At 65.5% G+C, this 22,681-nt stretch carries 24 protein-coding genes and 1 pseudogene; 13 read left to right on the forward strand and 12 right to left on the reverse strand.

The window, feature by feature from the left end:
* The first annotated feature begins 35 nt into the window (after positions 1-35).
* The gene (locus ACFDR6_RS03735) at positions 36-671 is read left to right on the forward strand and encodes a LysE family translocator (RefSeq protein ID WP_317241424.1); all 636 of its coding nucleotides are present in this window, start codon (positions 36-38) and stop codon (positions 669-671) included.
* A 174-nt stretch (positions 672-845) separates the two neighbouring features.
* Here the strand turns inward: ACFDR6_RS03735 and ACFDR6_RS03740 are convergent, their stop codons facing one another.
* Positions 846-1,472 (reverse strand): glutathione S-transferase family protein, encoded by a 627-nt coding sequence (locus ACFDR6_RS03740; protein ID WP_212084208.1) that lies wholly within the window; start codon positions 1,470-1,472, stop codon positions 846-848.
* Between the two features lie 174 nt (positions 1,473-1,646).
* On the opposite strand from ACFDR6_RS03740, the gene pyrE reads away from it, so the two are divergent.
* Together pyrE and ACFDR6_RS03750 are read left to right on the forward strand one after the other, a co-directional pair.
* On the forward strand, positions 1,647-2,210 hold the full coding sequence (pyrE, locus tag ACFDR6_RS03745; protein WP_212084206.1) for an orotate phosphoribosyltransferase: 564 nt from the start codon (positions 1,647-1,649) through the stop codon (positions 2,208-2,210).
* A gap of 184 nt (positions 2,211-2,394) precedes the next feature.
* On the forward strand, positions 2,395-3,171 hold the full coding sequence (locus tag ACFDR6_RS03750; protein ID WP_375857436.1) for a DUF2865 domain-containing protein: 777 nt from the start codon (positions 2,395-2,397) through the stop codon (positions 3,169-3,171).
* Positions 3,172-3,226: 55 nt separating this feature from the next.
* Here the strand turns inward: ACFDR6_RS03750 and ACFDR6_RS03755 are convergent, their stop codons facing one another.
* The 7 genes from ACFDR6_RS03755 to ACFDR6_RS03785 form a co-directional block, all read right to left on the reverse strand.
* On the reverse strand, positions 3,227-3,658 hold the full coding sequence (locus ACFDR6_RS03755) for a hypothetical protein (RefSeq protein WP_063199785.1): 432 nt from the start codon (positions 3,656-3,658) through the stop codon (positions 3,227-3,229).
* A 118-nt stretch (positions 3,659-3,776) separates the two neighbouring features.
* On the reverse strand, positions 3,777-4,487 hold the full coding sequence (gene pdeM, locus ACFDR6_RS03760) for a ligase-associated DNA damage response endonuclease PdeM (RefSeq protein WP_375857437.1): 711 nt from the start codon (positions 4,485-4,487) through the stop codon (positions 3,777-3,779).
* A 3-nt stretch (positions 4,488-4,490) separates the two neighbouring features.
* A complete protein-coding gene (locus ACFDR6_RS03765; RefSeq protein ID WP_375857438.1) occupies positions 4,491-7,088 on the reverse strand; it encodes a ligase-associated DNA damage response DEXH box helicase in 2,598 nt (865 codons plus the stop codon).
* Positions 7,089-7,359: 271 nt separating this feature from the next.
* A complete protein-coding gene (locus ACFDR6_RS03770; RefSeq protein WP_375857440.1) occupies positions 7,360-7,725 on the reverse strand; it encodes a nuclear transport factor 2 family protein in 366 nt (121 codons plus the stop codon).
* A gap of 111 nt (positions 7,726-7,836) precedes the next feature.
* On the reverse strand, positions 7,837-8,187 hold the full coding sequence (locus tag ACFDR6_RS03775; RefSeq protein ID WP_375857441.1) for a RidA family protein: 351 nt from the start codon (positions 8,185-8,187) through the stop codon (positions 7,837-7,839).
* Positions 8,188-8,270: 83 nt separating this feature from the next.
* A complete protein-coding gene (locus ACFDR6_RS03780) occupies positions 8,271-9,191 on the reverse strand; it encodes a CE1 family esterase (RefSeq protein WP_375857442.1) in 921 nt (306 codons plus the stop codon).
* A 3-nt stretch (positions 9,192-9,194) separates the two neighbouring features.
* Entirely contained in the window at positions 9,195-10,853 is a 1,659-nt protein-coding gene (locus ACFDR6_RS03785; protein WP_375857443.1) for an FAD-binding dehydrogenase, read from the reverse strand.
* Positions 10,854-11,115: 262 nt separating this feature from the next.
* Here ACFDR6_RS03785 and ACFDR6_RS03790 point away from each other — a divergent pair, with 262 nt between their 5' ends.
* From ACFDR6_RS03790 to ACFDR6_RS03810, 5 genes are all read left to right on the forward strand, one after another.
* Positions 11,116-11,637, forward strand: coding sequence for a hypothetical protein (locus ACFDR6_RS03790; RefSeq protein WP_375857444.1), 522 nt, complete (start codon positions 11,116-11,118; stop codon positions 11,635-11,637).
* Between the two features lie 196 nt (positions 11,638-11,833).
* The gene (locus ACFDR6_RS03795; protein WP_375857446.1) at positions 11,834-11,959 is read left to right on the forward strand and encodes a hypothetical protein; all 126 of its coding nucleotides are present in this window, start codon (positions 11,834-11,836) and stop codon (positions 11,957-11,959) included.
* Positions 11,960-11,983: 24 nt separating this feature from the next.
* Positions 11,984-12,574 (forward strand): SCO family protein, encoded by a 591-nt coding sequence (locus tag ACFDR6_RS03800; protein WP_375857447.1) that lies wholly within the window; start codon positions 11,984-11,986, stop codon positions 12,572-12,574.
* A 154-nt stretch (positions 12,575-12,728) separates the two neighbouring features.
* Positions 12,729-13,664, forward strand: a complete 936-nt coding sequence (locus ACFDR6_RS03805) for an ABC transporter substrate-binding protein (protein WP_375857449.1) — start codon at positions 12,729-12,731, stop codon at positions 13,662-13,664.
* A 186-nt stretch (positions 13,665-13,850) separates the two neighbouring features.
* The gene (locus ACFDR6_RS03810; protein ID WP_375857450.1) at positions 13,851-15,494 is read left to right on the forward strand and encodes a lysine--tRNA ligase; all 1,644 of its coding nucleotides are present in this window, start codon (positions 13,851-13,853) and stop codon (positions 15,492-15,494) included.
* A gap of 103 nt (positions 15,495-15,597) precedes the next feature.
* Here ACFDR6_RS03810 and ACFDR6_RS03815 read toward each other — a convergent pair whose 3' ends face one another.
* Positions 15,598-16,350, reverse strand: a complete 753-nt coding sequence (locus ACFDR6_RS03815) for a carbonic anhydrase (protein WP_375857451.1) — start codon at positions 16,348-16,350, stop codon at positions 15,598-15,600.
* A gap of 97 nt (positions 16,351-16,447) precedes the next feature.
* On the reverse strand, positions 16,448-17,059 hold the full coding sequence (locus ACFDR6_RS03820; RefSeq protein ID WP_375857453.1) for a TetR/AcrR family transcriptional regulator: 612 nt from the start codon (positions 17,057-17,059) through the stop codon (positions 16,448-16,450).
* Between the two features lie 93 nt (positions 17,060-17,152).
* On the opposite strand from ACFDR6_RS03820, the gene ACFDR6_RS03825 reads away from it, so the two are divergent.
* The 3 genes and pseudogenes from ACFDR6_RS03825 (at position 17,153) to ACFDR6_RS03835 (ending at position 18,869) form a co-directional block, all read left to right on the forward strand.
* Entirely contained in the window at positions 17,153-17,611 is a 459-nt protein-coding gene (locus ACFDR6_RS03825) for an ester cyclase (protein ID WP_212084175.1), read from the forward strand.
* A gap of 53 nt (positions 17,612-17,664) precedes the next feature.
* Positions 17,665-18,156, forward strand: a complete 492-nt coding sequence (locus tag ACFDR6_RS03830) for a DUF3237 domain-containing protein (protein WP_212084173.1) — start codon at positions 17,665-17,667, stop codon at positions 18,154-18,156.
* A 26-nt stretch (positions 18,157-18,182) separates the two neighbouring features.
* Positions 18,183-18,869, forward strand: a pseudogene (locus ACFDR6_RS03835) (aquaporin).
* Between the two features lie 12 nt (positions 18,870-18,881).
* Here ACFDR6_RS03835 and ACFDR6_RS03840 read toward each other — a convergent pair.
* Positions 18,882-19,535: a S24 family peptidase gene (locus ACFDR6_RS03840; RefSeq protein ID WP_212084171.1), complete on the reverse strand. Its 654-nt coding sequence runs from the start codon at positions 19,533-19,535 to the stop codon at positions 18,882-18,884.
* Positions 19,536-19,827: 292 nt separating this feature from the next.
* Between ACFDR6_RS03840 and ACFDR6_RS03845 the strand changes: the two genes are divergently transcribed.
* Together ACFDR6_RS03845 and ACFDR6_RS03850 are read left to right on the forward strand one after the other, a co-directional pair.
* Positions 19,828-20,172: a DUF952 domain-containing protein gene (locus ACFDR6_RS03845; protein ID WP_212084169.1), complete on the forward strand. Its 345-nt coding sequence runs from the start codon at positions 19,828-19,830 to the stop codon at positions 20,170-20,172.
* The gene (locus ACFDR6_RS03850) at positions 20,169-21,266 is read left to right on the forward strand and encodes a quinone-dependent dihydroorotate dehydrogenase (RefSeq protein WP_212084167.1); all 1,098 of its coding nucleotides are present in this window, start codon (positions 20,169-20,171) and stop codon (positions 21,264-21,266) included. Before ACFDR6_RS03845 ends, ACFDR6_RS03850 begins: the two co-directional genes overlap by 4 nt.
* An 89-nt stretch (positions 21,267-21,355) precedes the next feature.
* Here ACFDR6_RS03850 and ACFDR6_RS03855 read toward each other — a convergent pair whose 3' ends face one another.
* Entirely contained in the window at positions 21,356-22,681 is a 1,326-nt protein-coding gene (locus tag ACFDR6_RS03855; RefSeq protein ID WP_375857454.1) for an MATE family efflux transporter, read from the reverse strand.

Below are 22,681 nucleotides of genomic sequence, written 5' to 3' on the forward strand. Positions count from 1 at the left end.
TATTAGAACCGAGCCATCCTCGCACCGGTTCGCCCATGCCCCATACCCCCGCTCTGCTCGGCTTCGCCCTCGTCTGCCTCGGTCTCGTGCTCACGCCCGGACCGAACATGATCTACCTGATCTCACGCTCGATCACGCAGGGCCCCGCGGCCGGCATCGTCTCGCTCGGCGGCGTGGCGCTCGGCTTCGTGTTCTACATGCTGTGCGCGGCGTTCGGCATCACGGCGCTGCTGCTTGCGATTCCCTTTGCCTATGACGCGCTGCGCCTTGCGGGCGCCGGTTATCTGCTCTGGCTGGCCTGGCAGGCGGTGAAGCCGGGCGGCCGCTCGCCGTTCCAGGTCCGGAAGCTCGCCATCGACAGCCCGCGCAAATTGTTCGCGATGGGCTTCGTCACCAACCTGCTCAACCCGAAGATCGCGATGCTCTATCTGGCGCTGCTGCCGCAATTCATCGATCCCGCCGCCGGCAGCGTGCTGACGCAGTCGGTGGTGCTGGGCGCGATCCAGATCGCGATCAGCGTCAGTGTCAATGCGATGATCGCGCTCGCGGCCGGATCGATCGCGCTGTTCCTGGCAAACCGGCCGAGCTGGATGCTGGTGCAGCGCTGGTTGATGGGCACGGTGCTGGCCGGGCTCGCGGTGCGGATGGCGGTGGAAGCGAAGAAGGTGTGAGGATTTCTCTTACCCTCCCCTGAAGGGGGAGGGTCGATACGCATACAGCGAAGCGGAATGCGTAGCGGGGTGGGGTGACGGTCCCTCCCAGTCCAACAGTATTGGTGTGGAGAGATCACCCTACCCCGGCGCTACGCGCCGACCCTCCCCCTCCAGGGGAGGGTAAGAGCGCCCTCAATCCAACTTCGCGTCCATGCCCCGTTTCACCGCCGGACGAGCCATCAGGGCCTCATACCAACGCTTGACGTTGGGGAAATCCGCCAGCTCGACCTTGTGGCGCGGGTGGCGCCAGGCCCAGCCCAGGATGGCAAAATCGGCAATCGAGAGGTCGCCGGCAACGAAGTCGCGCCCCTCCAGGCGGCGGTCAAGCACGCCGTAGAGCCGGCGCGTCTCGGCCATGTAGCGCTTCAAGCCGTAGGCGCGGTCCTGCTCGTTCTCGAGTGCGATGAAATGATGCACCTGGCCCGGCATCGGACCGAAGCCGCCCATCTGCCACATCAGCCATTCGTAGACCGGAATCCGTGCGCCAAGTGATTTCGGCAGGAATTTGCCGGTCTTTTCACCGAGATAGAGCAGGATCGCGCCTGATTCGAAGATGCTGACCGGCTTGCCGTCGGGGCCTTCGGGGTCGACGATCGCGGGGATCTTGTTGTTCGGGGACAGCTTCAGGAACTCCGGCGCCATCTGCTCGCCCTTGGTGATGTTCACCGGAACCACCTTGTAGGGCAGCCCCATTTCCTCCAGCGCGACCGAGATCTTGCGGCCATTCGGCGTGTTCCAGGTGTGCAGCTCGATGGTCATGCCTTGTTTCCTTGCCCCTGACAGGTTCGGCCTCCACCTACTCCATAAGGTCGCAACCCCACAACCGGCAGCCGGGGATGGCCGATCCCTGTTGACGAGGGACGCCCCCTCTGGAATGTCGCGGCCGTCGCGGATAAATTCCGCCTCCTCCAAAAAGCTGTTCGAGGGACCGCCGTGTCGAAATCTGCCTCCCGCGCCCGCCTGTTCGAAATCATCCGCCGGCGCTCCTTCGGCCGCGGCGAGGTGACGCTCGCGTCGGGCCGCAAGAGCGATTTCTACTTCAACCTCAAGCCGACCATGCTCGACCCCGAGGGAGCGACCCTCCTCGCCGAGCTGACCTATGAGGCACTGAAGGACGACAATCTCGATTTCATCGGCGGCCTCGAGATGGGCGCCGTGCCGCTCGCCGGCGCGCTGGCGCAGATCTCCTGGATCAAGGGCCATCCGATCGCTGCCTTCTTCGTGCGCAAGAAGCCGAAGGAGCACGGCGCCAAGCTCGCGATCGAAGGTCTGCCAAAAGGCGAGACGCTGGAAGGCAAGCGCGTCGTGATCGTCGAGGACGTCACCACCACGGGCGGCTCGGCGATGAAGGCGGTGGAATCGGTGCGCGAGGCCGGCGCCAATGTGGTGCTGGTGCTGACCATGGTCGACCGCGAGGAAGGTGCCACCGATACGTTCGGTGCGGCCGGCCTGCCGTTCCGCTCGCTGTACAAGGCGTCGGAATTCTTGAAGGCGTGATGCCTCTCGTGTCCCGGGCGCTGCGTCCGGGGCACGAGATCAACTCCCCCTCAACCGCTCATTTACCATCCCGCCTTATGGTGAATCATGTGCTGAGGCCCTGGGGTCTCAGCCAGTTCAGTAGCGTCGGGTGGAGTGAGCGTTGCGTACAGTTCTGTCCCATGCGCGCCGGCGGCGTCGCGCGATGTTTGTAGCCGCCACCCTCGCAGCACCACTGCTTGCGGCTCCCGCCCCGGTTTCGGCCGAAGGCCTGTTCGATTTCTTGTTCGGCGGCATGCAACAGCAGCGGCCGCGGCGCGAGGTGCCGCAACAGGCGAACTCCTACGCCGATCCCTTCACCGGCCAGCAAGATGCCGCGACCCCGCATTATGTGCCTCCGACGCGGTCAGCCGCGGCTGGCGGCTCGGGCCCTGCCTTCTGCGTGCGCAGCTGCGACGGCAAATACTTTCCGCTGATGCGCGGCCTCGCCTCGCCGGCACAGATGTGTCAGGCGTTCTGTCCTGCCAGCGCGACCAAGGTCTATTTCGGCTCCTCAATCGACGGTGCCGCGTCGCAGACCGGCGAGCGCTACGCCGACAGCGAGAACGCGTTCGCCTACCGCAAGGCGCTACGCGCCGACTGCACCTGCAACGGCCGCGAGCCGGTCGGGCTTGCGCCGGTCGATCTGGCGCTGGACTCCTCGCTGAAGGCCGGCGATGTGATCGCCACCACTGACGGCCTCGTCGCCTATACCGGCATCCGCGTCGGCAACGACCAGGCGGCGGACTTCACCCCGGTTGCCTCCTATCCCGGCCTCACCGCCCAGGTCCGCGCACGTCTCGGCGAGATGAAGGTGGCGCCCGTGCGGGCGGAGACGGTGTCCGCGGATGCGCCGACCTCGCCTGAGATCGTGCGCGAGGCGCTGCCCGATGTGACAGTGCCGAAGACGCAGAAGCCGGCGAAACGCGCGGGATTGGAATAACTCGCTCTCGCGTGCCGGACGCGGCGCGTTGCGCAGCGTCCGGGACACAAGACGATTATCTCCCGATGATCACCCCGATCACATTCGGCGCCGCCAGATACTTCTCCTCGATCGCCGCGCGCGCGGCGGCCCGGTTGTCCGGCGTCAGGAGACCGCGCTTCTCGGCCAGGATCATCCAGCAGAAGCCCCACCAATCCGTCAGCATGCCAGCCTCGCCGACGAGGTCGTATCCCTGCTCGGCTGCGAAGATGCGCGCATGCGCTTCGTCCAGCGTGTCGAGAAACAGATGATCCTCAGTCGAGAACAGATCATCGCTGACATCGTCGATGGTGTAGCCCCAGATCGACTGGCACACCGCGTTGAACTCGCGGTCGAACTGGTCGTCGTCGATCCTCTGGCGCCGCGCGGCCTGATGCAGCCGCGACAGCGAGCGCGCGAAATCGGCGATCCGGGTGAGGGCGAATTGATCGAAGGCGATGGTGGACATCTAGTCCTCGCAAAGTCTGACAGACGCTAGATATTGTGTCGGCAATGCGCCGAATCACTATGATATATCAAAGACTTGCTAAAGTGTTCTTAATTTGTTCCAGAACAGGGTTGAAATCTCAGCAGCAGCGCGAGGCCGCAATGGCGTGGACGCGGCGGTCGCCAAGGAGATGGGCGACAAAACCATTGGCCGGAAAGATCTTCGCGAATGCAGCGTCGCGGATGCTGAGGCCGCCGGCGTAAGCGCCGAACGCCGGCATCACCGCGCGCATCCCGTCGGAGGCGAAGCAGCGGCGCTCCATCGAGCGGCCCCGCGCGGAGACGCGCGCCTTGGGATGGAGATGGCCGGCGATCTCGCCGCGCGCACCGGTGGGCTCGTGACGGAAAGTGATCGGGCCGACCGAGACCTCGCCCGCGACGGTGCCGCCGAGATCGCGCGGCAGCATCGGATCGTGATTGCCGGAGATCCAGATCCAGTCGCGGCCGGTCTGGAGTGCGGCGACGGCATCGCGGTCGTCCGGCGACAACCGCTCATGCGCCCTGCGGTCGTGAAAGCTGTCGCCGAGCGCGATGACGGTGCGCGGATCATGGCGGGAGATGGCAGCAGCGAGACGGCCGAGCGTCGCGACGGTATCGTAAGGCGGCAGCAGCACGCCGCGAGCGGCGAAGCTGGACCCTTTTTCCAGATGCAGATCGGAGACGACGAGCAGGCGCTGCTCTTCCCAGAACAAAGCGCCGGAGAGATCGGCGGCGAAAGTCACATCGCGGATGGTGACTGTGGACACGCGTATGTCGTCGACATCCCCCGAAACTTGCGCGCCTGCCGTCACGTCTTACCCGCTTCTATCCATCGCCTCTTTGACGAGCTCGTCGGCGGCTTCGGCCAAAAGCTCGTCTGCAGCTTCGCCATAAACTGACTCGCGGCCGATTTCCAGCATCACGGGCACGGCCAGCGGAGAGACGCGATCGAGTTCCCGGTGCGTGATGCGGCCGTGGATGCGGGTGAGCATGTCGCCGAGGCGGCGCAAATCCAAGAGGCCGGTGGCAGCGTCGGCGCGCGCGGCACGCAGGAGGACGTGATCGGCCTGATGCTTGCGCAAAACGTCATAGACGAGATCGGTCGAGAACAGCACCTGACGGCGGCTCTTCTCCTCGCCGGTATGGCGGCGCGCGATCAGGCCGGAGATGATCGCGCAGTTGCGGAACGTGCGCTTCATCAGCGCGGATTCCGCGAGCCACGCCTCGAGATCGTCGCCGAGCATATCGGGGTCGAACAGCGCATTGAGGTCGACCCGGCCGTCGCGGATCATGAAGGAGAGATCTCCAAGCCCCCAGATCGCCACCGCATATTCATTGGCGACGAAGCCGAGCGGCCGCGCGCGGGCGCGCTCGAGGCGCCGCGTCAGCAGCATGCCGAGGGTTTGATGCGCGAGGCGTCCCTCGAAGGGGTAGCAGACCAGATAGTGCTTGTTGGCACGCGGAAAGCTCTCGACCAGAAGCTCGCGCACGGCCGGCACCTGCGAGACGTCCTTTTGCAGCGACAGCCAGTCGCGCACCTGTTCCGGCAATGCGCCCCACGCGCGGCCGTCATCGAGCAGCCGGCGCACGCGTTCGGCGAGATAGGTCGAGAGCGGAAACTTGCCGCCCATATAGGACGGCACTTTCGGGTCCTTGTCATGCGCGCGCGAGACATAGACCTGGTCCTCGACCAGGGTCTCGTAGCGCACCACCTCGCCCGAGAACACGAAGGTATCGCCGGGGCTCAGGCCCTCGATGAAGGCTTCCTCGATCTCGCCGAGCAACCTGCCGCCGCGCGCGATCACGCCGGTCGAGCCGCCCGCCTCTCCCTGCCTCCCGCCGCGCGAGCGCACCAGCCGCACCTTCAGCATGTCGTCCTCGACGATGGTGCCGACATTCATGCGGTAGCTCTGCCGCACCTTGGGATTGGCGACGCGCCAGCGTCCCTCCTTGTCCTGCTTGATGCGGGCGAAGCGCTCGTAGGTCTTCAGTGCGTAGCCACCGGACGCCACGAAATCGACGACGTCGTCGAAATCCTGCCGCGACAGGTCGGCGTAGGGGGCTGCGGTGCGAATCTCGGCATAAAGTTCATCGGACAGGAACGGCTCGCCGCAGGCACAGCCCAGCACATGCTGGGCCAGCACGTCGAGGCCACCGGTGCGCAACGGCGGCGTATCCTGCGCGTTCTCGGCGATCGCGTCGATGGCGACGCGGCACTCCAGCACTTCAAAACGGTTGGCCGGCACCAGCACCGCGCGCGAGGCCTCGTCGAGGCGGTGATTGGCGCGACCAATGCGCTGCATCAGGCGCGAGGAGCCCTTGGGCGCGCCGATATTGACGACGAGATCGACATCGCCCCAGTCGACGCCGAGGTCGAGCGAGGATGTGCAGACCACGCCGCGCAAGCGTCCCGCCGACATCGCGTCCTCGACCTTGCGGCGCTGGGCGACGTCGAGCGAACCGTGATGCAGCGCGATGGCGAGGCCGTCGTCGTTCATGCTCCAGAGATTCTGGAACAGCATCTCGGCCTGGCTGCGGGTATTGACGAAGACCAGCGTGGTCTTGTTGGCCTTGATCAGCTCGTAGATTTCAGGGAGCGCATGGCGCGCGCTATGGCCGGCCCAGGGCAGGCGCTCGCGCGTGTCGAGCATCTCGACCTCGGGCGGGGCCGCACCGCCGGCGACGACGATGTCGGCGGCGGCTTGCTTGCCGCCCGGCTGGGGCACCAGGAAGCGCGCGAGTTGATCCGGCTCGGCCACGGTTGCCGACAGGCCGATCGCGCGCATCTGCGGCGCGAGCCGCCACAACCGCGCAAGGCCCAGCGACAGCAAATCGCCGCGCTTGGACGTCACCAGTGCATGCAGCTCGTCGAGCACGATGCGTTTCAGGGAGGAGAACAGGAACGGCGCGTCGTCGGAGGAGAGCAGCAGTGCGAGCTGCTCGGGCGTCGTCAGCAACACGTCCGGCGGGTAGCGCCGCTGCCGCTGCCGCCGCGACACCGGCGTGTCGCCAGTGCGGGTCTCGACCTTGATCGGCAGGCCCATCTCGGCGACCGGCCGCTCCAGATTGCGCGCGATATCGACGGCGAGCGCTTTCAGCGGCGAGATGTAGAGCGTGTGCAGGCCACCGGTCCGTTGCACGCTCCGGCCGGTGGAGACGAGGCTTCTCTTCTCACCCGCCTCCCGCTCGATCGGCTGCATCGACAGTTCCACCAGCGTGGGCAGAAATCCCGCCAGCGTCTTGCCGGCGCCGGTCGGTGCGATCAGCAGCGCGCTGGCGTCCTCGCGCGCCTTCTCCAGCAGCGCCAATTGATGCGCGCGCGGCGACCAGCCGCGGCCCGCGAACCATTGCTGGAAGCGGTGAGGCAGCAGCGCGGCCGGCTCGGTCGATGTTTGGAGAATACGGGGCGGCACGGCATGACAGGTAAGCCGTGGGGATGGCTTCGTCGAGGGGTGGGGCCCTCCCCGCCTGCAGCGAGGAGGGTTGCCGCATATGGCATTTTGCGAGACCTGAGCGCGCGCCTCATCCTTCGAGACCACCGCTTCGCGGTCTCCTCGGGATTAGGCCAGGAAGCACCGGTGTCCCCGGAACGACAGCCACGCACTCGATCCTCATCCTGAGGGCCCGCCAGCGGCCGGCGTCTCGAAGGATGGCCGCGGGCGAGCTCGCTTCCGCGCAGCGGTGTCACGCCCCGGCCGGCACCTGATCGAGAAATCCGGTCACGCTTCTGATGCGGCCGTCCTTTAGCACGGCAAAATCAGTGCCCTTGATCGGGCTATCGGTGCCATCGGGACCAAGGCCCCAGGAAAAACGAACGTGCTCGCCATAGCCGTTGGGCTCACCGATCAGGCTGAACTTGAAATCCGGAAAGCGCTGCTGCACGCCTGCGATCAGCGCCTCGATGCCGTCGCGGCCATGGCCCTTCATCAGGGGATCGACATAGCTCGCATCCGCGGTCCAGTTTTCGCTGAGCAGCTCGCGGCGCCGGCCGGCCGTGCGCTCGTTCCAGAGCTCGATGTAGCGGCGGGCGATGGTGACGGGGTCGGTCATGGTGCTCTCCTTCGATGGCGCCGTGTTGTCCGGCTGACCTGACTATCGAAGGTTCACGCGCGTTGATCGATTACCTCGGAGGTCATCAACGCGCGTGAAGTTTTCGCGAAATCACTTCGCCGCAATGACCATGATCTCGACGGTGTATTGCGGCGCCGCCAGCTTGGCTTCGACGGTGGCGCGCGCCGGGGTGTTGCCCGGCGAGACCCAGGCGTCCCACACCGCATTCATCTCGGCGAAGGTCTTCATGTCGGTGATGTAGATCGTGGCCGAAAGCAGCTTCGACTTGTCGGTGCCGGCCTTGGCGAGATGGCCGTCGATGGTCGCCAGGATGTCCTGGGTCTGCTTCGTCACGCTTTCGCCGGCGGCTTTGTTCGCGACGACGCCGGCGAGATAAACGGTGTTGCCGTGCACGACGACCTGGCTCATGCGCGGGCCGGTTTCGAAACGTTCAATGCTCATTGGGGATCTCCTCACTGGAATGGCGGCCCTGTCTAGCCCAGCGACCCGCGCTCTGCCACCCCAGGGGTGCATGCGCTGCCCGCTCAACGAGACTGGCTGAAGAACGACCAGATCGTCTCGGCGCCGTCGATGTCGCCGTTCTGCGGGCCGAGCAACTTGGTTGCGACCCTTGGGAAGCGGGCATCCGGGGCGAAGCCGGGCATGCGGTGGCCGCCCTGGTTGATGCGATAGAGCATGACGTCGTGCCCGGGCGGGCAGCGCGAGGTGATCCGCGTGACCGTGGATTGATCCGCAACGTTCCTGTCGGGCAGATCGGACACGCTGGCGTCACCCGTCTCGCAGCCATTGAGCTTGCGCCAGAACGCCAGCGTCTCGTCGGTCGACCAGAATCCGTCCGCGGCATAATAGCTCGATCCGCGTCCGCCCTCGTAAGGCACCAGCGGATCGGCGGTGCCGTTCATGAGCAGCATCGGCAGCGGCCGGGACGGATGACAGGTGACCGCGGCCTCGTCGGTGAGATTCATGATCACGCTCGCGCCCGCGGCAAACAGATCGGCGCGGGCACAAACCAGCGTCATCGCCATGGCGCCGCCATTGGAGAGGCCGGCGACATAGACGCGCTTTGCATCGGCCGTGCCGTCGGCCACCAGCTTTTCGACGAGCTTGGCGATGAAGGCGACGTCATCGGTCCCCACCGGTGGGCCGCGCAGGGCAGGTCCCGCCTTGGTCCGCGCATCGGCCCAGGCGTGGTTGAGCCCGTCGGGAAACACCACGGCAAAACCTTCGCGTTTCGCGACCTGCGGCCACCCCGTCCGCGCGATCATGTCGGCGCCGCGCTGGGTCTTGCCGTGCAGCACGACCACCAGCGCGGCAGGCTTTTTGGCCGGCAGTTGCGTGGTGTAGGAGCGCTTCACGCCGCCAACGTCGATGGTCTCGGCGGATGCGGCCGAGGCGGCGGCCAATGCCGCGACCAGCGCGCCGATGCACAGCATCCACCGCCGCATGATCTAGCCCACCGCTTTGGCCGCGGCACGTCCCGCATTGCGGCCCGAGAACAGGCAGCCGCCGAGGAAAGTACCCTCCAGCGAGCGATAGCCGTGCACGCCGCCGCCGCCGAAGCCGGCGGCTTCGCCGACCGCATAGAGGCCGGGAATGACGCGTCCCTCCGCGCCGAACACACGGGAATCGAGATCGGTCTCGAAGCCGCCCAGCGTCTTGCGGGTGAGGATGTTGAGCTTCACCGCGATGAGCGGCCCATGCGCGGGGTCGAGGATGCGGTGCGGGGAGGCGGTGCGGATCAACTTGTCGCCGATATAGCGGCGCGCGTTGTGGATGTTCATCACCTGCGCGTCCTTGACGTAGGGATTGGCGATCTCGCGGTCGCGCGCCTCGATCTGCATCCTGATGTGCTCGAGCTTGAGAAGGTCGCTGCCGGCAAGCTTGTTCATCTCCGCAACAAGGTCGTCGATCTTGTCGCGTACGATGAAGTCGACACCATGGCTTTTGAACGCTTCCACCGGCGCCGGCGCGCCCTTGTTGGTGGCGCGGCGCAAGGTCATGCGCCAGCTCTTGCCGGTCAGATCGGGGTTCTGTTCCGAGCCCGACAGCGCAAACTCCTTCTTGATGATGCTCTGGGTCAGGATGAACCAGGAATAATCATAGCCCGTCGACATGATGTATTTGAGCTGGCCGAGCGTGTCTGAGCCGGGGAAGAGCGGCGCCGGCAGCCGCGTGCCTGTTGCGTCGAACCACATCGAGGAGGGTCCGGGAAGGATGCGGATGCCGTGGCGCGGCCAGATCGGCGACCAATTCTGGATGCCCTCGACATAATGCCACATGCGGTCGCGATTGATCAGGCGCGCGCCTGATTTCTCCGTGATGCCGATCATGCGGCCATCGACATGTTCGGGCACGCCGGAGATCATGAATTTCGGGGGATCTCCAAGCCGCTTCGGCCAGTGCTGCCGGACCAGCTCGTGATTGCCGCCGATGCCGCCGGAGGCCACGATCACGGCCTGCGCCTTCAGCGCGAACTCACCGACCACGTTGCGCGAGGAGCTCTTTCCGCGCTCGATATTGTCAGGCGCGAGGACGGCGCCGCTGACGCCATCCACCATGCCGTTGGTGATCGAGAGCGCGTCGACGCGGTGGCGGAACCGGAAGCTCAGCCGGCCGCCGCTGGCGGCCTCGCGCGCGCGGCGCTCGAACGGCGCGACGATGCCCGGGCCGGTGCCCCAGGTGACGTGAAAGCGCGGCACGGAATTGCCGTGGCCCATCGCGTCGTAGCCGCCGCGCTCGGCCCAGCCGACCACCGGAAAGATGCGATGGCCCATGGCCCGCAGCCAGGCGCGCTTCTCGCCGGCCGCGAACGCCACATAGGCCTCGGCCCATTGCCGCGGCCAGAAATCCTCGTCCCGGTCGAAGCCCGCCGCACCGACCCAGTCCTGCATGGCCAGGTCGAAGGAATCCTTGATGCCGAGCCGGCGCTGCTCCGGGGAATCGACCAGGAACAGTCCGCCGAACGACCAGAATGCCTGGCCGCCAAGCGACTGCTCGCCCTCCTGGTCGACCACGATCACGCGCTTGCCCGCCTCGGCGATCTCGGTTGCGGCAACCAGCCCCGATAGTCCCGCGCCGACAACGACCACGTCCGTCTCTTCAGCCATGTTTCCCCCCACCATGAATTCCCCTGTATTTGCCCGGATTGAAGCCAGCGGTTGTAACTGAGATCAAGTATGGGGCGCGCAAGACATCATTAACTTGTTCCACTTTGGGATGGAGACTCTCCGAGTGCAGCGCGGACGCAACACTGGATTTGAATTTGTTTCGAGCGAGCCGGCCTGCCTAGACAAAACCTCGGTTAAGACGGACGCTAGCCGTGCATCACCACCTGACACGCAGATTCGAATTCGACCGGGGCGGGGGCCAATGAAGTTTCTGACGGGGTTGCTTGCGGCGGTTCTGTTGATCGCTGGCATGGGGGCTTCTCACGCGGTGGTTCGGATCGCGGACGACCGCGGCGGCCGGATCGGAACCTACGTCGACAAATACCAGGATCTGCGTCAGTCGGGCGAAACCGTCATCATCGACGGCCTCTGCGCCTCCGCCTGCACCATCGTCCTCGGCGCTATCCCGCACGACCGGATTTGCGTGACCTCGAGCGCGACGCTTGGCTTCCACGCGGCCTGGGATTTCGGCAACAATGGCCGCGCGGTCACCAATATTGAAGCAACCCAGATGCTCTATGCGATGTACCCGTCGCAGGTGAGGCGCTGGATCAGCCAGCGCGGCGGCCTCACCCCGAACATGCTCTTCCTGAAGGGCAGGCAGCTCCAGGCCATGTACAAGCCCTGCTACATGGACGCGCAGGCCTCGGCAATCAAGCCGTCGCGCCGGTCTCTCCCGCAGGCGGACCGGATCGATTCCGCCCGCGGCCAGCTCCTGCGCTGACGTTCTCGACCTGACTGGGTCGTTCTGAGCCGCCGGCGGCGCCTTGCCCGCTGGCGGCGTCTTGTCCGTTGGCGGGCCGAAGCTTATCTGAAGGTTGGGAACCCGGGCTTTTTGCCCCATCATTGCCATGGCTCAACCACTGCACCCGGCACATCGCCTACAGGACAATTCGCCCACTGCCGGCCGGACATCATCCGTGCTGCTGTGGGCGGGCGCCGCGACCGGTGGACTGCTGGTGCTCGGCGCGCTGGCGCTGTGGTTCCACTACGGCACGCAGATGTTCTTCGAAATGATCAGGACCGGTTTCGCCGCCTGCTTCTGATCCGCGACAGGAAGTTTCCCGCTCATGAGTTCCGCCACCCGTCCGCTGGTGATCGCGACCGCCTTCGCCGCAAGCCTCGTTGTCGGGCTCCTGATCATGTTCTGGGCCATGGGCGGGGTCAGCAAGGTGGCGCAGCCGGCGGCGATCGGCGGTCCGTTCCAGCTCACCGATCAGAACGGCAAGGCCGTCACCGACAAGAACCTCAAGGGCAAGCCGACCCTGATCTTCTTCGGCTACACCCATTGCCCCGACGTCTGCCCGACCTCGCTGTTCGAGATCTCGGAAGTGCTGCGCGCAATGGGCAAGGATGCCGACAAGGTCAATGCGATCTTCATCTCGGTCGATCCCGAGCGCGACACGCCGGCGACGATGAAGGATTACCTGTCGAGCTTCGATCCGCACCTCCAGGGCCTGTCCGGCGACCCCGCCGAGACCGCAAAGGTCATCACCTCCTACCGGGTCTACGCCAAGAAGGTCCCGACCAAGGACGGCGACTACACCATGGACCACACCGCGCTGATCTATCTGATGGACCGCGACGGGAGGTTCGTGTCGCCGTTTAACCTGAAGCGGACGCCGGAAGAGGCGGCGGCGGATTTGAAGAAGTATCTCTGAGGGCCCAGCAGCCTGCCGCGAGTTCCGCTGCAACCCCTCCCGCTTGCTTGCGGGAAGGGAGAGCACCCACCTTGGCCGCATTCCGCGCTCGCGTTCCCGGTGGGATGGTCTATAAGGCCCTCCGATCTCACTGAAATTCGTTCATTTCCGGCCGATGGCTCCATCGCACCAGGCGAAATCGTCCAAATCTGCCCGTGGCTTGCTGACGGCACTGGCCGTCGGCGCCTGCCTGCTCACAGGCCTGCCCGGGGCCGAGGCCCAAGCTCCCGCCAAGCGGCCCCCGGCGGCACCTCAGGCCACGCCGCAGATCGCGCCTCAAGCCGCCCCGCAGGCCGTTCCCGGCTTCTGGGATCCGCGGCGGCGACCGGAACGGCCGGACCTGTCGCGCCTGACCGTGATCCGCTTCCTGACCGAGACCGACTACCCGCCGTTCAACTACACTGGCGCTGACGGCAACCCGGCCGGCTTCAATGTCGATCTCGCCCGCGCGCTGTGCGAGGAGATCAAGGTCACCTGCACCGTGCAGATGCGGCGCTTCGAGACGCTGGTCGATGCGCTCTCCTCCAACCGGGGCGATGCCATCATTGCCTCGATGGCGGTGAGCCCGCAGCTGCGCGCCCGAGTTGACTTCACCGATCCCTATTACCGCGTGCCGGCGCGCTTCGTCTCCCGCAAGGACGCGGTGATGCCGGAGATCCGCCCCGAATATCTCGAGGGCAAGAAGGTCGGCGCCATCGCCGGCTCCGCGCACGAGGCCTATCTCAAGGCCATGTTCACCGACGCCGAGCTGCATCCCTACCCCAACGACGACGCGATGCGCGCCGCCTTGCGCAAGGGCGAGGTCGATTTCATCTTCGGCGACGCCATCTCGCTCGCATTCTGGATCAACGGCACCGATTCCGGCGATTGCTGCGCCTTCTCCGGCGGCCCCTTCGTCGAGAGTCGTTTCTTCGGCGAGGGCATCGGCATCGCGGTGCGCAAGGGCAACGACGTGCTGCGCCAGGCGCTGAACTGGGCGCTGTTCCGCGTCTGGGAAAAAGGCCGCTACACCGATCTGTGGCTGCGGTATTTTTCAGTGAGCCCGTTTTAGTTCTTCGCCTCTCCCACCGCCGTCATTGCGAGGAGCCCTTGCGACGAAGCAATCCAGGCCGTCACCGCGGAAGTAGTCTGGATTGCTTCGCTTCGCTCGCAATGACGGCGGAGGCGGCTGTGTCGCCTCACAAAATTGCATTCTGCCCGGAAATCGCTATTTTCCGCGGCCCGGAGGCCCTTCTTGATGTCCGTTATCGATCCCGACATGAACCCGAGCGATTTGCGTGCGCTCGCCGAACAATCCAACGCCTGGCCGTTCGAGCAGGCGAAGGCCATCGTCGCGCGACTGAAGAAGAGCCCGAAGGACGAGGTGTTGTTCGAGACCGGTTACGGGCCGTCAGGCCTGCCGCATATCGGCACGTTCGGCGAGGTCGCGCGCACCTCGATGGTGCGACATGCCTTTCGCGTGCTGACCGAGGACAAGATCAAGACACGCCTGCTCGCCTTCTCCGACGACATGGACGGGTTTCGGAAGGTGCCCGACAACGTGCCCAACAAGGAGATGCTGACGGCGCATCTCGGCAAGCCGCTGACGCGGGTGCCGGATCCGTTCTCGAACGAATATGCGTCATTCGGCGCGCACAATAACGCGCGCTTGCGCGCGTTTCTGGATCATTTCGGCTTCGACTACGAGTTCGCGAGCTCGACCGACTACTACACATCAGGCCGCTTCGACGCGACGCTGCTCAAGATGCTGGCCGCCTACGACGAGGTGATGGCGATCATCCTGCCGACGCTGGGCCCCGATCGCCGCGCCACCTATTCGCCGTTCCTGCCCATCAGCAAGACGACGGGCGTCGTGCTGCAGGTGCCGATGATCCGCCGCGACGTCGCCGCGGGCACGGTGACCTATGTCGATCCCGATACCAATCAGGAGGTCGAGACGCCCGTCACCGGCGGCAATGTGAAGTGCCAATGGAAGGCCGACTGGGCGATGCGCTGGGTCGCGCTCGGCGTCGACTACGAGATGGCCGGCAAGGACCTGATCGACTCGGTGAAGCTGTCCGGCGCCATCGCGCGGGCGCTCGGCGCCACGCCGCCGGAAGGCTTCAACTACGAGCTCTTCCTCGACGAGAAGGGCCAGAAGATATCGAAGTCCAAGGGCAACGGCCTCACCATCGACGAATGGCTGCGCTACGCCTCGCCGGAATCGCTGTCGCTGTTCATGTATCGCGAGCCGAAGGCGGCCAAGCGGCTCTATTTCGACGTCATCCCGCGCAATGTCGACGACTACCAGCAATTCATCGACGGTTTTGCCAAGCAGGACGGCAAGCAACAGCTCGGCAATCCGGTCTGGCACATCCACAACGGCCGTCCGCCGAAGGGCGACATGCCCGTGACGTTCCAGCTTCTGCTGACGCTGGTGTCGTCGTCGAACGCGGAGAATGCCGAGACGTTGTGGGGCTTCATCGGGCGCTACCGTCCCGGCGTGAGCCCGCAGACGCATCCGAAGCTGGATGCGATGGTTGGCTATGCCATTAATTATTATCGCGATTTCGTCGCGCCGACGAAGACGTTCCGCGAACCCACCGAGACCGAGCGCGCCGCGCTGCAGGATCTGCGCGATGCGCTGTCGCAGCTCGCGCAGGACGCATCGGCCGAGGACATCCAGAACGTCGTCTACGAGATCGGCCGCCGCGAGCCGTTCCTCGATCCGGTCAAGAAGGGCAAGGACGGCCGCCCCGGCGTCACGCTGGACTGGTTCAACATGCTCTACCAGGTGCTGCTCGGCCAGGAGAAGGGCCCGCGCTTCGGCTCCTTCGTCGCGGTGTACGGCGTGCAGAACGCGGTCAACATGATCGATGGCGCGCTGGCGCGGAGCGCGTGAGGCCGGTGTAGCCCGGATGGAGCGAACCGCAATCCGGGGTTCTCACCAGATGCACGAGCCGTCCCAGATTGCGCTTCGCTCCATCCGGGCTACGAACTCCCGCTCAGATCGACCTTAGCACGTAGCGCCTGTTGTCCTTCTGCACCGGGCGCGCATTCATCGGATAGAGCTTTGCGAATGCGGCGACGTCGGTGGCCGACACCTGGATCGCGGTGGTCAGCAGCAGCCATTCGACCACCTCCGAGCACGGCGGCGTCGTCAGCGAGCCGGGATAGCGGAAATAGCTGAGCTTTTGGGGCAGCATGGCGTGCGGATCGATGCCGGCATCGGCCTTCACCGCCGGGCCTTCCGCCGCCGGCATGGTCTTGACGATCTTGCCGAAGGCCGCGTTCGGCCTGCCCTCGGCCATCAGCACGCCGACCACGGCGAGCCCGCCGGCCTCGTTGCGATGGACGAAATGCGCCTCCATCGGAAAATTCTTGCCGCCGATCATGTGCTCGCTCGGCCGGTGGAAGTGCACTTGAAGCAGCTTGTACTTGACGTCGCCGAGCATCAACGTGCTGCCCTCGGCGAAATTGAGCTGGATCGTGTGGCCGTTGTTGACGATGGTGTCGGCGCTCTTGCCCCAATTCAGTTTCAGAACCGGCAATTGCGACTTGATCGTCCCCTCGATGTCGATCGGCGATTGCTGCAGGCCGACCGCACAGGCCTTGTTGGCCGCGTCGAGATCGCCCCATTTGGCCGGGCCGCCGACGCCCTCATAGCTCCAATGCGCGCCTTCGGCGGCAAAGGCCGGCTTGCACAGCGGACAGAGCGCGAGACCCGCGAGGGCCTTCAAGGCATGACGGCGATTCATCATATTCCCCTAAGATAAAGGTGGGCCGGCAATATCGGCCGCAACCCATGCGAGAGGGTCGGTGAGTCGCAATGGCGATCACGGGGATCAGGAAGGCTCACGCCTTGTTGCGGAAGGTCTCCAATACCGCCGCGACGATCTTCTGTCCGTTTCTGCGCAGCTTCCTGGAATCGTCCGCGTAGGGGAGCAATAGCCCGATCTTGCAGATCATCGCGTCGATCATCCGGCTGAGCAGATCGACATCCTCCGCATTCAATTCGCCGTCGCGCTTCAGCGCCCGCAGCGTCGCGATCAGGAGCGCGGTCGGATAGGTCTCCTCGATCTCGCGATAGCGCGGTTCGCCGAGCACGGTCTGCGCTTCCTGGATGACGATGCGCGCATAGGCCGGCTCTTCGCAGGCGTCGAGATAGGCGTCGATGCCGGCGCTGAGACGGTCCCAGATCTTGCGCTCGCCCCTTGCCGCGGCCTCGATTCTGGCGGCCGCCTCGCGCTGCATGGCGACCACCACGGCGTCGAACAGCGCCTTCTTGTCCTCGAAGTGATGGTAGAACGCACCGCGCGTGACCCGCGCCGCCCGCGAGATGGCCTCCATGCCCGCCGCCTGAAATCCATTGGCGGCGAACGCTTCGCGTCCGGCATCGAGCAGCGCCTGCCTGGTGGCCTCGCTGTACTCTTCCCGACGGCTCTTTGGAGGATCCTTCGCCCGCATCGCGCGCAACCTAATGCTTGACGCGTCTGTATCAAACCGCATATAACATACACTATGTATGTATTAGACACATGGAATGTCATGAGGTGCCCTATGGACAGCAGGCGGATGTTCGAGCTGGCGGAACGGCTGGCGATCGCGAAGAGCCGGCAGGACGTTCCTGCGGCGCTGGAGGTGCTGCATCCGGACATGGTGCTGGAGACGCCGGCCTTCGGCACCAGGGTGCAAGGTCTCGCCGAAAACGAGCGCATCCTGACGCGCTTCTTCAAGTCCTTCCCCGACTATCACGTCACGCTCGACGGCCACGCCAATTCCGCCGATACGCTGATCTGCTGGGGCACCGCCCGGATGACGATGACGGGCGATCGCTTCGGAGGCGAGCCCAACGGACGCCGTGCCGAGCTGCCCGTGTTCATCGCCTTCTCCTTTCGCGACGACAAAATCGTGCATGAACGCTTCGTCTTCGATCTCTCCGAACTGTGCGCCCAATCCGGCCTCTCGACCGACGCGGTCAGGCGCAAGCTGTTCGGCGATGTGCCACGGGCGGCATAGCCGGCACATTCCATCCAAGACGTCCATCCGAGACAATCAAGGAGTGCCAGACCATGGCCGATCCCCGCCTCAAATCCGTCGGCGATCTCGAGACCCGGCATCTCCTGGACATCGTCGTCGATCTCGATCCGCGCCTCAATTTCGGTGCCGGTCCCGTCGGGCAGCGCGTGCTGTTCCGCGCAGCCAAGGGATCGTTCGAAGGCCCGCGCCTGCGCGGCGAGGTGCTGCAGGGCGGCGGTGACTGGGCCTTGTTTCGCGCCGATGGCACCATGACGCTCGATGTCCGCCTGTCGCTGCGGACGCATGATGGCGAGCTGATCTATATGACGTATGGCGGCCGCTGGGTGACGCCGCAGGCTCTGCGCGCCGAGATGGCGGATCCCGCGCGGCGCACCAAGGTCGATCCCGCCCGATATTACTTCCGCACCAATCCGCTGTTCGAAACCGGCTCGCAGAGCTACGCCTGGCTCAATGACATCGTCTGTGTCGGCAGGGGCTATCTCGTCGAGGGCGCGGTCGCCTACAAGATCTTCGAAGTGCTGTGAGGCGTTTCGTGAATGCGGTGAGCGAGTTGCGTCATGCCGGTGGTCGCAATGACGGACCTTCCCTCGCGCGGTCACTGGTGGCAGAGGGACTCGGCACCGCCTACCTCCTCATCGCGATCGTAGGCTCCGGTATCCTTGGCGAGAGGCTGGCCGCAGGCAATATCGCTCTGGCCTTGCTCGCAAATGCGCTCTCGACGGGGGCAGCGCTCTAGGCCCTGATCGTCTGGCTCGCGCCGTTGTCGGGCGCTCATTTCAATCCACTGATCTCGCTGGTACTGGCATTTCGCGGCGACATCGCGCCGCGCGTCGCCGGATTATATGTGCCAGCCCAGTTGGCCGGCGCCATCGCCGGCGTCGCCATCGCTGACGCGATTTTCGACATGCCGCTCTACTCGCTGTCATCCCATCTGCGCAGCGGTCATTCGCAATGGCTGAGCGAATTCCTGATCACGTTTGGCCTGATCGGAATGGTGTGGACCTGCTCGCGCGTGCAGCCCTCCGCTCTTGCGGGCGCGGTCGCCGCCTATATTGGAGCCGGCTTCTGGTTCACTGCGACGGATTTTGCCAATCCAGCAGTCGCTCTGGCGCGCGCATTCACCGACACTTTCTCCGGAATTCGTCCGATCGACGTCCCCGGCTTCCTCATCGCGGAAATGCTGGGCGCTGTGGCGGCCGTGGCGTTGTTTCGCTGGCTCGTGCCGAGCTTGCGCTGACGACGAGCACCGTCACTGGCTCGTCCACACGATCCGGGCGACCCACGCCACCTCCCCGACGGCCATCGTGCGTCCGGCCGGTGACGCATCGAGCGACTGCAGCTCCAGGGCCTTCGCGGTACGGCGCCTCAGTGTTGCGATGGTCACCTCACCTGCCTTGCTTCTCACCACCACGCGATCGCCCTTGCGGATCTGCGCGCCCGGCGACACCAGGACGATGTCGCCGTCGCGGTAAACGGGGGCGAACGCATCGCCGGAAATCTCCAGCGCAAACGTGTCGCTGTTCTCGGTGGTGGGAAGCGCGGTTTCGGTCCAGCCCTTTCCCGAGGGAAGGCCGGATTCGTCGAAGGCGCCGCTCGTGCTGGCCTGCGCGAAGCCGAGCATCGGGACCGAGCGGCCATGACCGGCGTCGTCGTCGATCAGCCTCGCAAAGCTCTCGATCGAGGCGCCGGCCGCCGCCAGCGCCTTCGCGATCGATTCGGTCGAGGGCCAACGCTCGCGGCCGTCAGAGGTGACGCGCTTGGACCTGTTGAAGGTGGTGGGATCGAGCCCGGCGCGCTTGGCGAGGCCCGACGGCGACAGGCCGGCGCGCTCCGCCAGCCGATCCAGCGCGACCCAGATCTGGTCGTGAGTCAGTATCCTCTGCGCTTTGGCCTGTCTGACCATGGAAGGTCCAGCCCGTCGCAACTCAGGAAAACTGTCCTCAAATCAACCGATTTTCCGTTTTTCGCGCAAGAGGCGGCGGGCGAGGCGCTTTCAACCCGGACGGACACCGGTTCGCGTCCAGAAAACCCGCCAAAACGGAGATTTGGAGCCCGCTCCGATTTCATCGGAACGGAATAGGCTCTAAGCCTTGAGTTCGGAGGGGGCGGCCTTTACGGTCGCCCCCGGGTTTTGAGGACCCGCAAGAGGCGAAAAAACCTAGAAGACTCAAAGAGCAAACAGGGCTGCGGTAGCGGTGGTCAAGATCTACAAAATCTGTCCGGCCTCGGCCTGGCGCGAGGCGGAGCGGCAGGGTGTCTACCGGGGCAGCGCTGACGATGCGCGCGACGGCTTCATCCATTTCTCGACCGCCGCCCAGGTTCCCGAGACCCTCCGCAAGCACTATTTCGGGCAGCGCGCGCTGTTCCTGGTCGAGGTCGACGGCGACGCGCTCGGAGCCGAGCTGCGCTGGGAGCGCTCGCGCAATGACGAGCTGTTTCCACACCTCTATGGCGAGCTCGATTTCGGCGCCGTGCTGTCGGTGATGAACCTCAACATGCGCTCCGACGGCAGCCACGACACTCCGGAGCTTGCGCCGTGATCCGTGCTTTCGACGCCTTTTCCCTGCCGGTGCTGCGCTGGCTCGATCCGGAGGATGCGCATCGCCTCGCGATCCAGGGCCTGCGCTTCCTGCCGCCGGCCAAGCCGCGTGCCGACGATCCCAAGCTCGCGGTGCGCGCGTTCGGGCTCAATTTCCCCAATCCGATCGGCATGGCCGCCGGCTTCGACAAGAGCGCCGAGGTGCCGGATGCGCTGCTGCGTCTCGGCTTCGGCTTCGTCGAGATCGGCTCGGTGACGCCGAAGCCGCAAGCCGGCAATCCGCGGCCGCGACTGTTTCGCCTGGAGCGCGACGAAGCCATCATCAACCGCATGGGTTTCAACAATGACGGCGCGGATGTCGCGTTGCGCCGCCTCGCCGCGCGCGCGCAGCACGGCGGCATCGTCGGCGTCAATGTCGGCGCCAACAAGGATTCGCCGGACCGCGTCGCCGACTACGTCAAGCTGATCGAGACCTTTGCGCCGGTCGCGAGCTATTTCACCGTCAATGTCTCCTCGCCGAATACGCCCGGCCTGCGCAATCTGCAGGAAGGCGCGCTGCTCGACGAGCTCCTCGCGCGGGTGATCGACGCACGCGAGCGGGTGCGCCAGAAGGCCGGCGACACGCCGGTGCTGCTCAAGATCGCGCCTGATTTGAGCCTTGCCCAGCTCGACGACGTCGTGCAGGTCGCGCGCTCGCGCCGGGTCGACGGCATGATCGTGTCGAACACGACCATCGCGCGACCGAGCACGCTGCGCGAGCAGATGCGCGCCAAGGAGCAAGGCGGCTTGTCCGGCCGGCCGCTGTTCCGCCTGTCGACGCGCATGGTCGCGGAGACCTATGTGCGCGTCGAGGGCGCATTCCCGCTGATCGGCGTCGGCGGCGTCGATTCCGGCGGCGCCGCCCTGACCAAGATCCGCGCCGGCGCCAGCCTGATCCAGCTCTATTCGTCGCTGGTCTACAAGGGCCTCGGTCTCGTCGACGAGATCAAGCGCGATCTCACTTCGACGCTGCTCCGCACCGGGCGGGATTCGCTCTCCGAGATCGTCGGCGCGGATGCGGCGACGCTGACGGCGGAAGACTGGCCGGGCATGTAAGGCAGTCCCGTGCCCCGGACGCAGCGCAGCGCTTCTTCAGCGGTGCGCTGCAGAGGCGGGCCCATGTGGCAGCGCGTCCGGGACACGAGCTACGATTTCGAGAACGTCGCCCGGTACAACGCCGGATACATTGCCCCCTGCAATCCGCCGCGTGCCACGTAGAACGCGATCAGCGCGCACCACAGCCCGGCATTGCCGAGGGACTGCAGCGCCCACCAGGTGATGAGGAAGATCGCGAGCGAAGCCAGCATCAGGTTGCGCATCTGGCGCGCCCAGGTCGCGCCGACATAGATGCCGTCGAAGCCGAAGGCGAACACGCCGGGGATCGGCGCAAGCACGATGAATGGCAGGAAGTCGCGCGCGGCGCGGCGCACGTCCTCGCTCGCGGTCATGACGTTGATGATATCAGGTCCGAACGTCGCGAACAGCGCGGCGACGACCATCGCGAAGCCGAGCCCCCACAGCAGCACCAGCCGGGTCGAATCCGCAAAGCCCTTTGCGTCGCGTGCGCCAAAGCTTCGGCCGCAAAGCTGCTGGGCGGCGTTGGCGAGGCCATCGAGGAAGAAGGCGCTCACCAAAAGGAAATTGTTGAGCACGGAATTCGCCGCGAGCGTCACGTCGCCGGCACGCGCGCCCTTGGCGGTGAAGAACAGGAACACCGCGATCAGCGCCGCGGTGCGGATCAGGATGTCGGTGTTCACCGCCAGGAGCCGCATCAGCTTTGCGCGATCGAACAGAATTGCGCGAGGCACCTTGAAGCCGCCAACGGCATATCGGCGGCAGACGATGACGCCGAGCACGAATCCCGTCGTCTCCGACAGCACCGCAGCGATGGCCGCGCCCGCGATGCCGGTGTCGTAGACCAGCACCAGCAGGATCGTCGCCGCCATGTTGATCAGGTTGATGACGACCTGGAGGCCGAGCGCTGGATTGGCGCGGGCCTGCCCCACCAGCCAGCCGAGAATGACGTAATTGGCGAAGGCGAAGGGCGAGGACCAGATCCGGATCATGAAATAGGTCTTCGCGGCGCGCGTCACGCCTTCGCTGCCGCCCATCAGGTCGAACAGTACGGCGGCCAGCGGCAATTGCAGCAGGATCAGCGCGGCGCCGACCAGGCCCGCCACGATGAAGCCGCGCACCAGGATCACGGTCTGCTCGCGCGCCTCGCCGGCGCCGAGCGCCTGTGCGGTGAAGGCGAGCGTGCTCATGCGCAGGAAGCCGAACAGCCAGAACAGGCAGTCGAAGATCACGGAGGCCATCGCGACGCCGCCGAGCAGGGCGGCGTCATCGAGCCGTCCGATCGCCGTGGTCGAGACCACGCCGATCAGCGGCGTGGTGAGGTTCGCGACCATCGCAGGTCCGGCGATGGTGAACACCTGGCGGGAGCCGATCCTGGGATGAACGGGCGCGTTCAT

The organism is Bradyrhizobium tunisiense, assembly GCF_042263385.1.
Classification (GTDB): Bacteria; Pseudomonadota; Alphaproteobacteria; order Rhizobiales; family Xanthobacteraceae; genus Bradyrhizobium; species Bradyrhizobium tunisiense.